Annotated in this window: 12 protein-coding genes and 2 riboswitches; of the genes, 4 read left to right on the forward strand and 8 right to left on the reverse strand. The window is 67.9% G+C overall.

All coding sequences use genetic code 11. The annotated features are described in order from the left end of the window. From Y706_RS25445 to Y706_RS0113205, 5 genes are all read right to left on the reverse strand, one after another. Window positions 1-235: NTP transferase domain-containing protein (locus Y706_RS25445; RefSeq protein ID WP_043436145.1), on the reverse strand; the 235-nt coding region annotated here is incomplete at its 3' end. 94 nt (window positions 236-329) lie between these two features. Beyond that, window positions 330-830, reverse strand: a complete 501-nt coding sequence (locus Y706_RS0113190) for an HNH endonuclease (RefSeq protein WP_026266867.1) — start codon at window positions 828-830, stop codon at window positions 330-332. A 219-nt stretch (window positions 831-1,049) separates the two neighbouring features. Then, the gene (locus Y706_RS0113195) at window positions 1,050-1,820 is read right to left on the reverse strand and encodes an NlpC/P60 family protein (protein ID WP_028276942.1); all 771 of its coding nucleotides are present in this window, start codon (window positions 1,818-1,820) and stop codon (window positions 1,050-1,052) included. Window positions 1,821-2,115: 295 nt separating this feature from the next. Beyond that, window positions 2,116-2,299: riboswitch (cyclic di-AMP (ydaO/yuaA leader) on the reverse strand. Between the two features lie 122 nt (window positions 2,300-2,421). Continuing rightward, a complete protein-coding gene (locus tag Y706_RS0113200) occupies window positions 2,422-3,243 on the reverse strand; it encodes a M23 family metallopeptidase (RefSeq protein ID WP_028276943.1) in 822 nt (273 codons plus the stop codon). A gap of 4 nt (window positions 3,244-3,247) precedes the next feature. Next, a riboswitch (cyclic di-AMP (ydaO/yuaA leader) is annotated at window positions 3,248-3,463 on the reverse strand. 149 nt (window positions 3,464-3,612) lie between these two features. Continuing rightward, complete coding sequence (locus Y706_RS0113205; protein WP_028276944.1) at window positions 3,613-4,308, reverse strand: iron-dependent transcriptional repressor DtxR; 696 nt, start codon at window positions 4,306-4,308, stop codon at window positions 3,613-3,615. Window positions 4,309-4,653: 345 nt separating this feature from the next. Between Y706_RS0113205 and serC the strand changes: the two genes are divergently transcribed. Further along, window positions 4,654-5,784 (forward strand): phosphoserine transaminase, encoded by a 1,131-nt coding sequence (gene serC / locus Y706_RS0113210; RefSeq protein ID WP_028276945.1) that lies wholly within the window; start codon window positions 4,654-4,656, stop codon window positions 5,782-5,784. A gap of 61 nt (window positions 5,785-5,845) precedes the next feature. Here the strand turns inward: serC and Y706_RS0113215 are convergent, their stop codons facing one another. Genes Y706_RS0113215 through Y706_RS0113225 form a run of 3 tightly spaced genes read right to left on the reverse strand, consistent with a single transcriptional unit; the run spans window position 5,846 to window position 8,234 of the window. Further along, on the reverse strand, window positions 5,846-7,165 hold the full coding sequence (locus Y706_RS0113215) for an MFS transporter (protein ID WP_028276946.1): 1,320 nt from the start codon (window positions 7,163-7,165) through the stop codon (window positions 5,846-5,848). A gap of 44 nt (window positions 7,166-7,209) precedes the next feature. Further along, on the reverse strand, window positions 7,210-7,842 hold the full coding sequence (locus Y706_RS0113220; RefSeq protein ID WP_043436146.1) for a DUF3027 domain-containing protein: 633 nt from the start codon (window positions 7,840-7,842) through the stop codon (window positions 7,210-7,212). 8 nt (window positions 7,843-7,850) lie between these two features. Continuing rightward, window positions 7,851-8,234, reverse strand: coding sequence for a cold-shock protein (locus Y706_RS0113225; protein WP_018776003.1), 384 nt, complete (start codon window positions 8,232-8,234; stop codon window positions 7,851-7,853). Between the two features lie 177 nt (window positions 8,235-8,411). Between Y706_RS0113225 and Y706_RS0113230 the strand changes: the two genes are divergently transcribed. The 3 genes from Y706_RS0113230 to Y706_RS28230 all read left to right on the forward strand — a co-directional run. After that, window positions 8,412-8,645, forward strand: a complete 234-nt coding sequence (locus tag Y706_RS0113230) for a hypothetical protein (RefSeq protein ID WP_028276948.1) — start codon at window positions 8,412-8,414, stop codon at window positions 8,643-8,645. Between the two features lie 10 nt (window positions 8,646-8,655). Further along, complete coding sequence (locus tag Y706_RS0113235; protein WP_028276949.1) at window positions 8,656-11,148, forward strand: helicase-associated domain-containing protein; 2,493 nt, start codon at window positions 8,656-8,658, stop codon at window positions 11,146-11,148. Further along, a partial coding sequence (locus Y706_RS28230) for a helicase-associated domain-containing protein (RefSeq protein WP_043436147.1) occupies window positions 11,145-12,083 on the forward strand: 939 nt, incomplete at its 3' end. The genes Y706_RS0113235 and Y706_RS28230, both read left to right, overlap by 4 nt.

The following is a 12,083-nucleotide window of genomic DNA, read 5'->3' on the forward strand; positions in this document are numbered from 1 at the left end:
GCCCCGCCGCGATGGCTGCGGCCGGACCCGCGAAGGGCGGCTCTTCCCGGCAGGTCAGGACGCCGCCGGGCAGGCCCCCGGGGTCGGGGCCGACGACGACGGTGCGCCGCGCCGCTCCCGCGGCCCGAAGTGACCGCTCCAGGAGGGTGGCGCCGTCGTAGATCAGCCCGGATTTGGGCACGCCGCCGAGGCGTGAGGACCGCCCCCCGGCGAGAATGATGGCATCGAACTCCATCGGTTCAGCCTAGCGCGGCGCCAGCGGCCACTGAACAAGCCGTAATGTGCGCCGGCAGCGTCTTCACCGGCTGATCAATCAGCTAGGAGGCCGATCAGGCAGCCGATTCAGGCAGCAGGAACGGATCCCAGGCCGGCGTCGGCTTCTCGAGTTCCTTGATCTGCCAGATGGCACCCTTTGGCGGGCCCGGAACAAAACCGATCTTCCAGCCCATCTCCGCCGGCGTATGGTCGCTCTTGGCGTTGTTGCACCGCAGGCACGCCGCCACCAGGTTCTCCCAGGAGTCGGCTCCGCCCCGCGATTTGGGCTGGATGTGGTCGATGGTGTGGGCAGCCTTGCCGCAGTACGCGCAGCGGTGGGCATCCCGGCGCAGCACGCCGCGGCGGCTCACCGCAGTCATCGTGTTGTACCTTGGCCGGATGTAGCGGTTCAGCAGGATCACGGACGGGCGGCCCAAAATGTCCTGCGGGCCGACCACGGGGTCGTCCCCTTCGGCCACCACGCTGGCCTTTCCGGTCAGGACAAGGACGAGCGCCCGGCGGAAGGTGATGACCGCCAGCGGTTCATATCCAGCATTCAGAACGAGAGTGCGCATCCGCATACCTCTTCACGGCCGCACCCGCCAGCGGCACGAGGGCCGGCTGCCCTCTGCATGGTCGGGCTATGGATCGACAACACAAGAGTAAACACTCAAGTGCCGGATCACCGAATATTTTTTCACCGGCGCGGTCCTCAGCGCGGAAAGTTCACTGCGCGGCAACGCAAAAGACCCCCGCCTGGAGGCGGGGGTCTTTCGGAATGCTGGGGTTCGTGCTTAGGCGCCGACGCGGATGAAGACCGGGCCGGAGCCGACGTTGACGCTGTACAGCGCGGTGGTGCCGCCGTTCCAGCCGCCGTGCACTGCCATGCCGTTGCCGACGTAGACCGCGATGTGAGCCATGCCCACGCCGCCGTTCTGGTAGTAGGCGAGGTCGCCCGGGCGTGCCTCGGCGGCGCTCACGGTGCGTCCCAGGGACAGGTAACCTGCCGGCCAGCCGTGGTAGTGGATGCCGGCCGCGGCCAGGGCGTTGGTGGCGAGGGCGGTGCAGTCCTGCGCCACGCCGATCTGTGCGTAGGCAGCAGCGGCGATGGTCGCGCCTGCGCCGCTTCCGATGCCCGCGGGGGCCTGGGCGGCGACGCCGCCGCTGACGCCAAGCTCGGTGCCGCCGGCGCGGGTGGCTGTAGCCGTGGCCGTGGCGTCCTGGACCTTCACGACGGGCTTGGGAGCCTCGACGACGGGAGCCGGGGTGGTGGTCACGGCCGGCTTCTCGTAGGAGATCGCGATGGTGGAAGCGGCCGAGATGGTGGCCGGAGCTGCGGACTGGACTTCCAGGGCCGAAGCGGAGGTGGATTCGCGCTGAACATTGGTTTCAGCAGCGTTGGCTGCGATTCCGCTGGTCAGGACCAGACCGGAAGCTGCGGCGATGACCGCAGCCTGACGGCCCACGCCGCCGGCGTTGTCGCCGACAGCCTTAGCAATTACAGCCAGCGAGTTGGTCTTGGTGACCTCGGCGCGGTGCCGTGCAACGTTTGCACGAGTAGTCATTAAGTTCTCTCTTTCGTGATCCTTGGACCGCGCGCTTTCGGGCACGGACTGAGGACGCTCCGGCATCTTGGGGGTACGCCGGATCGCCCCGAAATGGGTTACTTAGCGAAGGGTGTACTGCGAAGACGCGCCAAAAGCGGAAACTGCATGCTGTCCGGGCTCGGTAGCGATTGAGCCTGCGGAACGTGATCCAATCCGGGCGCCGGCAAGGGCGGCACGTGATGTGGATTCCAGCGGGCTCGACAGAGCCTCGCCGGTGCGCATGCGCGCAGAATTGTGGCGTGAAGACACGAAAGTAGCCTCTCCCAATGCCTACGAGGTGAGCTGTCGGATTCGGATGGGAGTCACCCGGCCGCGCTGCTTCCTGGGAAGCTTTGCGACTTAACCCCAAGGCCTTCTTTCGAAGGCCAAAATTGGTTCCCCCGCCCCTGCCAGACGATGTAATGCGAACGGACCTTGAGCGGTGGCAGAGCTAGGCAATCCACTCAAGAGCGCCAACTTCGGAAAAGTTGGCGTGCTTCAAACCCTACAGCAGTCCTGATCCAATGTCACATTCAGATCACGGCGTGTCACAGGAAGTTGAGAGCAGCCCATCGTCTTTTTAGAGCCAGCCGAGCGGGTCAACGACATCGCCGTTGACCATCACTTCAAAGTGGAGGTGGCAGCCCGTGGAGGCGCCGGTGGTTCCGCTCATGGCGACGACGTCACCGCGGGAAACCTTCTGGCCGACCTTGACCGAAGCCGAGGACAGGTGGTTGTACGTGGTCTCCAGGCCGTTGCCGTGATCGATGACCACGCGGTTTCCCCCGCCGAAGGGATGCCAGCCGTTGAAGGTCACGGTGCCGCTGGCGGCCGCGTGGACCGCCGTGCCGCACTGGGCGGCGAAATCCTGGCCGCGGTGGAACTCCCCCGCGCCCCCGGTAATGGGGCTGACACGGTAGCCGAAGGGCGAGGCCGTGACCAGCTGGTCGAGCGGCGCACCCAGGGTGCCGGCCGATGCCGCGCGGGTGATGGTACCCACAGACTGGGCACTCAGCAGCTGCTTGAGTTTCCCGTCCGGATCGCCCTTCGTGGTGACGGCCGTGCGGCTGAAGTCGACTTTGGCGGCGGCGGCAGCGGTGACATCCGGCTGCACGGCGGCGGAGAGCGCGCCGGATCCGCCCGGATTCGAAGCCATCACCGGGCTCGTGACGGGGACCGTCACGGTGAGAACCAGACCAGTTGCGGCCAGTGCGATCCCGGCCTTCTGCCCGACTCCGCTGGCCGCGGCAAAGTCCGTGACCTGGCGGAACGGACTGCGACGGCGACGGCGTTCATCGCGGTGCACGTCCCGCGGGCGTTCGGCCGTGTGTGCGACGACGGGACGCGGCTCCGGAGCGGGACCGGTCGCGCGGCGACGGCCCCTGGCGGTCTGGGTGGTCAAGAACGGTTCCTCTCTGGATGGCCTGCGAAGTTAGCTGTCGGATTCGGGTCAGAGAGATCAAAGACCCGGTCCGCCGTTGCAGGCAGCCACGCATAGAGGCATCCCCAGGGGATCCTTCGGTGGAAGCTGCTTGCCGCTGACGGACTTCACCCCAAGGCTGCCGAAGTAGCAGCCGAAAGTGGTTCCCCCGCCCCTGCCAGGAGGTAGTTCTGCGACTGATCCGCTGGCAGGGCTCGGCTTCGGATCAGGTAACGCTTTGGTATCGGTACTGGGCACTAACTATAGGCGATTAAGCCGCCCGGTAATAAATCCGTGACCGCAATTGTGGACAACTCGTGGGTCGTCCCATGACCGGCGCGTAGTGGCTGGTCAGGCGACTGTTACAAAGACGTGCGCGGCAACCTCGGGCGGCAGCTCCAGGGCACCTTCGATATCGGGGACGCGGACCGAGATGTACTCCCCCACCCGCTCCAGCGAGACCAGCGCGCCAGGCCTGATTCCGCCCTCGTCGAGCTGGGCCAGAAGCTCCGGCTCCACCTGGATCGGCTCCGCGAGCCGGTTGACCGTAACCCGGGAAGTTGCCCCGTAGCCGGCCATGGCCTCCAGCAAGTTCACGGGCCTGTCCACGGGGGCGCCAATGGGCACGCCGCCAAGATCCGCAAGCCCCGGAATAGGGTTTCCGTAGGGCGAGACTGTCGGGTGGTTGAGCATCTCGAAGATTCTTCGCTCGACGCGTTCGCTCATGACATGTTCCCAGCGGCACGCTTCCTCGTGGACGTAGGCCCAGTCGAGCCCGATCACGTCCGCGAGGAGGCGTTCGGCCAGACGGTGCTTGCGCATGACACCGATTGCACGTTTCCGTCCGGTTTCCGTCAGTTCAAGGTGCCTGTCGCCGGAAACAACCACCAGCCCGTCGCGCTCCATCCGGCCGATCGTCTGGGACACAGTGGGGCCGGAGTGGCGGAGCCGTTCGGCGATGCGGGCGCGGAGGGCAACGATGTTTTCTTCTTCAAGTTCCAGAATGGTCCGAAGATACATCTCCGTAGTATCGATCAGATCCGTCATTCAGCTCAGCTCCTCGAGCGCAGTCCTAGCGTCATTCCCACCGTACCGCGTGCGGGCCGCATGCAGGATGCGCCCAGGCGGGAACCGCCGTACGTTCGCATGCCAGCCTAGCCTATTTTGAATTACTCCGGATAATCTTTCGATCGACCTGAAGCTATTGTCCCAGCCCCAGCCGGCCGGCCGTCCCCGGCGTCTCAATGACCGGACTATGACAGGCCTTTTTCTGTATCGCCGGGAGCTGTCAGGCAAAATAAGACAGGCAGAATGAAGAGGGGTGTCCGTGGTAGCCATCCCTGCCCGCCACCTCCCAGCCACGCTACGAACCAGCCGAAAATTGGAGCCACTGTGAGCGACACCAGCATCACGATCCCCGCCAACCTCCTGCCCAAGGACGGACGGTTCGGCGCCGGCCCGTCCAAAGTCCGGCCGGAACAGATGGACGCCCTGGCCGCGGCATCGTCGAAGCTGCTGGGGACCTCCCACCGCCAGGCGCCCGTGAAGAACCTGGTCGGCTCGGTGCGCAGCGGCCTCAGCGAATTCTTCCGGGCACCGGAAGGCTATGAAGTGGTGCTGGGCGTCGGCGGATCTACCGCGTTCTGGGACATTGCCAGCTTCGGGCTCGTGGAGAACAAGGCGCAGCACCTGTCCTTCGGCGAGTTCGGTTCAAAGTTCGCTTCCGCCACCAACAAGGCGCCGTTCCTTGCCGAGTCCTCCATCATCAAGGCCGAACCCGGCACCCGCCCCACCGCCCGGGCGGAGGCCGGCGTCGACGTCTATGCGTGGCCGCAGAACGAGACCTCAACCGGCGTTGCCGCCCCCGTCCAGCGGGTGGCCGGCGCCGACGAGGGGTCGTTGGTGCTCGTGGACGCGACCTCGGCCGCGGGCGGGCTGAACGTGGACGTGGCGGAGTCGGACGTGTACTACTTCGCGCCGCAGAAGAACTTCGCGTCCGACGGCGGCCTGTGGCTGGGCCTGTTCTCCCCGGCCGCGCTGGAACGGGCGGCACGGATCAAGGCCGGCAACCGCTGGATTCCCGACTTCCTTGACCTCCAGACGGCGATCGACAATTCCAGGCTGAACCAGACCTACAACACCCCCGCGCTGGCCACCCTGGTGACCCTGGACGCCCAGGTGCAGTGGCTCAACGCCAACGGCGGCCTGGACTTCGCCGCCGGCCGGACCGCGGATTCTGCCGGCCGCATCTACCGCTGGGCCGAAGCGTCCGAATACGCCACGCCGTTCGTGGCCAAGGCCGAGGACCGCTCGAACGTGATCGCCACGATCGACTTCGATGACTCGATCGACGCCGCGGCCATCGCCAAGGTGCTCCGCGCCAACGGCGTCGTCGACACCGAGCCGTACCGCAAGCTGGGCCGCAACCAGCTGCGCATCGCCACCTTCGTGGCGATCGAGCCCGACGATGTCTCGGCACTGCTCGAGTGCATCGATTTCGTCGTGGCGGAACTGAAGAAGTAGCCCCGCGTCCGGCGTCGTCACGGCCCCTGAGGACCTAGGCCGTGACGGCGCCGTCGTCGTTTCAGGTCCGTCGGCCCTGCTGTGCCTCCGGCCGCGCGTCCCTGCCGGCACCGGCCGCCCCGGTCCGGCTTTCGACGCGGAAGTACCGGAGTCCGTGGGCGCGGCGGTTGAAGTGGAGCCGCAGGTGCTTCGCGCGGATGATCCACACCAGCCCGATCAGGGCCGCCAGCAGGCCGGCGCCTGCCGCGACCGCCATGGACCAGCGGGGGCCGGCGGTGTTTGCCACCCAGCCGACGAGCGGCGCCCCAAGGGGAGTTCCGCCCATGAAGATCGCCATGTAGAGGGCCATCACCCGGCCCCGCATGACGGCCTCTGTCGTGGTCTGGACGTACCCGTTGGCGCTCGTCATCATGGTGATCGCGAACAGCCCCACGGGCACAAGTGCGACGCCGTACCAGAAGTAGTTCGGGGCCATGGCTGCGATGCCCGAGGTCACGCCGAAGGCGGCGGCCGCCCCGAAGATGACCCGCAGCCGTGGCTTGCCGCGCCCGGCGGACAGCAGGGCCCCGGCGACGGATCCGATGGCCATGATCGAATTCATCAGGCCGAAGGCCCCCGCGTCCAGGCCGAATTCGGTCCCCACCATGGCTGCGATGAACAGGGCGAAATTCAGCCCCAGGGTTCCCACGATGAAGATTGCCACCAGCACCACGACCAAATCCGGACGGTACCTCACATAGCGCAGCCCCTCCCGGATCCTGCCCCTGCCCGCCGGTGCCCGCGGCAGCCGGCGCAGCGACGACGACGGGATCTTCGCCAGGCTCAGCAACAGGGGCACAAAGGTGAGCGTATTAATGAGGAAGACCCAGCCGGGCCCGACGACGGCCGTGAGCACGCCGGCGACGGCCGGACCGATCATCCGGGCAACATTGAACGACGCGCTGTTCAGGGCCACGGCGTTGGGGAGGTAGTCGTCCTGGACCAGTTCCGAGACGAAGGTCTGCCGGACGGGGGCGTCCAGGGCGGAGACTACCCCGAGCATCAGGGCGAAGGCGTAAACGTGCCAGAGCTGCGCCGCGCCCGTGACCACCAGGATGCCCAGCCCCGCGCTCAGCAGCGCCATGGCGGACTGCGTCAGCACCAGGAGCCGCTTGCGGTTGAACCGGTCGGCGACCAGTCCGGCCACGGGTGCCAGGAAGAGTTGCGGGCCCAGCTGCAGGGCCATCGTGATTCCCACCGCCCCGGCATCGTGCGCCGTCAGGTGGGCGAACACCAGCCAGTCCTGGGCGGTGCGCTGCATCCAGGTGCCAACGTTGGAAATAAGGGCGCCGACGAACCAGATCCGGTAGTTCAGGATGTGCAGGGATTTGAACGTGGACATCAGCCCCAGCCCTCCCCAGACACGCTCCCGGACGCTTCCAACCGCTAGTCGGCCTCGCCCGTTGAGCGTTCCCGCTCGTCGTCGTCGGTGTCGGCGTCGTCGTCGGTGTCGGCGTCGTCGGCGTCGTCGTCGTCAGCGTCAGCGTCATCCTGTTGGTCGGCGTCGTCGTCGTCAGCGTCATCCTGCTGGTCGGCGTCAGACGCCTGCGACGGCGCTTCGGGACCGGACGGCGCCTCGGCAGCCTCGTCAGCCTGCGCGTCTTCCGGGCGGACCCGTTCGGCCCACGGAACCCATGCAGGTGCCAGGATGGAGTCCTCGGAGGGCAGGAGGCCAAGTTCGTCCACCGTGACCACCTTGGAGCGCGAGTTGCGTGTCAGCACGGCGTACCACTGCCAGCCCAGGTATCCGGGGAGCCTGGATTCGAACAGGTGGGTCACCAGGCGGTCGCCCTCGCTCCGGGCACCGAGGTGCTCGCCGATCTGCTCGGCGGGGGCAATGCCCTCCACCGCGGTGCGGGCGACGTCGACGGCGGCGGCCAGGAAGGCGTCAGGCTTGCCGGTGCGCCAGACGGGCACGCCGGCGCGGGGGCGGATTCCCTGCTTGGAGCCGGTTTTGGCCCCGGCGGGCGCTGCGGTTCCGGCATCCGGCGCTGGCAACTGATCAGGTTCCTGAGTCATCAAAAGCCTTATACGTCCAGCTCGTCGGCAACCTTACGGAGGGCCGCTGCGATCGCCTTGCCCTTGTTGCCTTCCGGGTACTTGCCCGCGGACAGGGTCCCGGACAGGTTATCCAGCACGCTGACGAGGTCCTGGACCAGCGGGGCAAGGTCCCTGGCGCTGGGCCGCTTTGCCTTGGCGATGGACGGCGTCTTGTCCAGCACGCGCAGGCCCAGGGCCTGGGCACCCTTGCGTCCGTCGGCTACACCAAATTCAACACGCGTGCCGGCCTTGAGCTCCGTAATGCCTTCGGGCAGCGCGGACTTGGGCAGGAAGACTTCCTGGCCGTCCTCGCCCGCGAGGAATCCGAAGCCTTTTTCCTTGTCATACCACTTGACCTTGCCGGTAGGCACGTAATCAACCTTCTTCGTTCTGCGGGGACACGGCCGGCGGTCACCGCATCCGCATGGATACGCGGGTTCAGGGTATGACTGCCCGGACCGTGTTGGTCTGTATCTCCAAGGTTATCCTGCCTGGTTCACTTTAACGGCTTGAGGCGCGGGCGATGCCGGACTGTTAGCGTTGCCCCCATGACACTGATGCGTTACCGGCGGCCTTTGATGATCGTAGCGGCCACCCTTGCTGTGCTGTCCCTCGTTGCCGTCGGCGCTGTCATGGCCATGGCCTTCAACAATGCCGTGGCGCCGGCCTGGATTACCTCGACGGCCCTTTACGGCCTCCCGGTGGCATTCCTGCTCATGCTGGCGCTCGTTGTCGACGCGGTGGCAGCCCGGCGCCGCCCGCGCGGGCCCGGCGAAAGGTAACGTTGGAGCGATGTCCCTCATCCGCGCGCTCAGCAAGGAACTTCAGGCACGAAGCGACGAATCGTTGCGGGCCCTGTTCTCCGCGCGGCCGGACCTGATTTCTCCCGGCGTCCCGGACTTCGCCGCCCTCGCCGCCCGCGCCAGCGGACGCGTCAGCGTGCAGCGGGCACTCGAACGGCTCAACCGCCCGCAGATGCAGGTCCTGGAAACCCTGCACCTGTGCACCAACGCCGATACCGGGCACAGCGCGTCGGCGGCGATGCTGAAGAAACTGATCAACGGCTCCTCGGTTGCCGCCGTCGACCGGCTCCTCCATTCCCTGCAGGAACTGGCCCTCGTCCACCGCGCCGATCCGCCGCACGGCGCGACCCCCGCCGCCGCCAAGCAGCGCCACTACCTTCCGGTCGGCAGCCTCAAGGACGTGATTGGCATCTACCCAGCGGGGCTCGGGCGCAGCTACACCGAACTTGTGCGGCTGCAGCCTGCCTTTGCACAGCGCGTGGTGCAGCTGGTGGGGGAACTTCACCGCGCCGGGGCGTCCATCTCCCCCGCCACGACGCCGATGGAAGCCGCCCTGTCCCTGCAGCACTGGACGGCAACACCGGAATCGCTCCAGCAAATCCTGGCCACCGCACCGGACCGGACCGCTGCCCTTCTGGCCCGGTTCGGGAACTGGGCCATGGGCGCCGTCCCGCAGGCGCAGCGCCGGGCGTCCGTGCTCCACGAAGGCGCCGACGTCGGCCCCGTGGACTGGCTGCTGGCGCGCGGGCTGCTGGTACCGCTGGACGCCGCGCACGTCGAACTGCCGCACAGCGTCGGAGTGTCGCTGCGCGGAGGGTTTGTCATCGAGAATTTTTCGCTCACGCCGCCCGTCCCCCGGCTGGGCAACACGAGCGCGGGGTTGCGCCGAAACGCCGCGTTGGGCGCCATCGCCGAGACGCTGCGGCTCGTCGGCGAAGTGCTCTACACCGTGCGCGAACAGCCGCTGGCGACGCTGCGCAGCGGGGGCGTCGGGGTCCGGGAGATGAAGCGGCTGGCGGATTCCCTGCGGATGGAAGTGCACGAGGCCGGTGTCCTCGCGGAGCTCTGCGGAATGGCCGGTCTGCTGCGCCTGGACGTCGACAGTTCTGCGTGGGTGCAGCCGCCGCAGCTGGAGTGGCTGTCGCTGCCGAGGCAGGAGCAGTGGCTGTGGCTGGTCAACGCCTGGCTGGCCAGCGAGCGCGCACCGTCCCTCGTGGGCCAACCGGTGAATGCTGCCGCCCCGGGCCCGGCAGGGCACCGGGGCCCGGCAGGGACCACCATCAATGCGCTTTCCGCCGAGGCGCAGCGGCCGGACGCCCCGGTGGTCCGCAAAAGGGTCCTGGAAATCCTGCACGAACTCACCCTTGAGGCCGTGGCGCCCGACGGGCAGGCCCCGGTCCTCGATGCCGCCGCTGTGCTGGAGCGTGCCGAGTGGACGCAGCCCCGGATGGCCCGGCGCTTCAGCTCGCTGATCCGCGGCATCCTCGCGGAGGCCGAGATGCTCGGCCTGATCGGCTCCGGTGCGCTGAGCCAGCTGGGCGCCGCGATCGCCGCCGAGCAGCCGGACGACGCCCTGGGGATCCTGGGCGAACACCTGCCGGCGGCCCTGCAGCATGTGTTGCTGCAGGCGGACCTGACGGCGGTGGCGCCGGGCTACCTCGACCCCGAACTGAGCGAACGGCTCCTGACCATGGCCACGGCCGAAGGGCAGGGACCGGCCACCATCTACCGGTTCTCCGTCACCTCCGTGCGCCGTGCCCTCGACGCCGGCCAGGACGCCGCGGCGATGCTGGACTTCCTGCGCCAGCATTCAGCCACCGCCATCCCGCAGCCCCTCCAGTACCTCATCGAAGACACTGCCGCGCGCCATTCCCGGCTCCGGGTGGGGGCCGCGGCCAGCTTTATCCAAAGCGAGGACGAGGCTGCCCTGCTGGAGCTGCTCAACGCCCCGGCCGCGGCCGGCCTCGGGCTGGTGCGCATCGCGCCCACCGTGGTCGTCTCCCACGCCGCGCCCCGGGAAACCGCCCAGGCCCTCCGGGGTCTGGGGCTCGCCCCGGTCCTGGAGGAAGCTGCCGCCACGATCGTCCGGCTGCGCCGCAGCACCCCTGCGCCCGGCAGCGGCCGGCCGGTCTATACGGCCCCGCGGACCGCTCCGCCGGAGGCCGACATCGAGGCCCAACTGGCCGTGCTCCGCGCCAACGGGTCCCGGGCGCCGGGCTCCGGCGCCCACCCGCCGGCGGCACCGGGCAGCGAGGAAGCGACCCAGCTGGGCCTCGAGACCCTGCTGAAGGCGATCCGCCTCAGGCAGCGGGTCATCATGAACGTCGTGGACAGCATGGGGAATGCCACCCGCGAGACGGTTGTTCCGGTAGCTGTGAATGGCGGGCGGGTGCGGGTGTTCGATCCGGACAAGGAGATCGAGCGGGTCCTGTCCATCCACCGCATTATCGACGTAGAAGCTACAGAGGAATTGTTCCAGTGAATGACGGGCCCCTGATCGTCCAGAGTGACAAGACCATCCTGCTGGAGGTCGACCACGAACTCGCAACGGAAGCCCGGCACGCCATCGCGGCGTTCGCCGAGCTCGAACGGGCCCCGGAGCATGTGCACAGCTACCGGCTGACGCCACTGGGGCTGTGGAACGCCCGGGCCGCCGGGCTGGACGCCGAAAAAGTGCTGGACACCCTGCTCACGTACTCCCGTTTCCCCGTGCCCCACTCCCTGCTGATCGACGTCGAAGAGACCATGTCCCGGTACGGCCGGCTCCGGCTGGAGAAGGACCCGCAGCACGGCCTGGTCATGCGCACCTCCGACTACCCGGTGCTCGAGGAAGTCAGCCGCGCCAAGAAGATCGCCCCGTTGCTCGGGCCACGGATCGACGGCGAGACGGTGGTGGTGCATTCCTCCCAGCGCGGCCAGCTCAAGCAGCTGCTGCTCAAGCTTGGCTGGCCGGCCGAGGACCTGGCCGGCTACGTGGACGGCACCCCGCACCCCATCGTGCTCAACGAATCGGGCTGGAAGCTGCGGCCCTACCAGCAACTGGCCGCGGAGAACTTCTGGGCCGGCGGCAGCGGCGTCGTCGTCCTTCCCTGCGGCGCCGGCAAGACGCTGGTCGGGGCGGCCGCCATGGCCACCAGCTCCACCACCACACTGATCCTGGTGACCAACACCGTCGCCGCGCGGCAGTGGAAGGACGAGCTCCTCAAACGCACGTCGCTGACCGAGGCGGAGATCGGCGAGTACTCCGGCTCCGTCAAGGAAGTCCGGCCGGTCACGATCGCCACCTACCAGGTCCTGACCACGAAGCGCGGCGGGCTGTACCCGCACCTGGAGCTCGTGGACGGCAACGACTGGGGCCTGATCATCTACGACGAGGTCCACCTGCTGCCCGCGCCGATCTTCCGGATGACGGCGGAC

It is taken from the genome of Arthrobacter sp. I3 (assembly GCF_000520575.1).
Classification (GTDB): Bacteria; Actinomycetota; Actinomycetes; order Actinomycetales; family Micrococcaceae; genus Arthrobacter; species Arthrobacter humicola_A.

What these genes read in the sequence shown, in the direction of transcription:
- Y706_RS0113190 (WP_026266867.1), bottom strand. Translation starts at nt 830, where the DNA reads ATGCGCACTCTCGTTCTGAATGCTGGATATGAACCGCTGGCGGTCATC.
- Y706_RS0113195 (WP_028276942.1), bottom strand. Translation starts at nt 1,820, where the DNA reads ATGACTACTCGTGCAAACGTTGCACGGCACCGCGCCGAGGTCACCAAG.
- Y706_RS0113205 (WP_028276944.1), bottom strand. Translation starts at nt 4,308, where the DNA reads ATGACGGATCTGATCGATACTACGGAGATGTATCTTCGGACCATTCTG.
- Y706_RS0113215 (WP_028276946.1), bottom strand. Translation starts at nt 7,165, where the DNA reads ATGTCCACGTTCAAATCCCTGCACATCCTGAACTACCGGATCTGGTTC.
- Y706_RS0113220 (WP_043436146.1), bottom strand. Translation starts at nt 7,842, where the DNA reads ATGACTCAGGAACCTGATCAGTTGCCAGCGCCGGATGCCGGAACCGCA.
- Y706_RS0113230 (WP_028276948.1), top strand. Translation starts at nt 8,412, where the DNA reads ATGACACTGATGCGTTACCGGCGGCCTTTGATGATCGTAGCGGCCACC.
- Y706_RS0113235 (WP_028276949.1), top strand. Translation starts at nt 8,656, where the DNA reads ATGTCCCTCATCCGCGCGCTCAGCAAGGAACTTCAGGCACGAAGCGAC.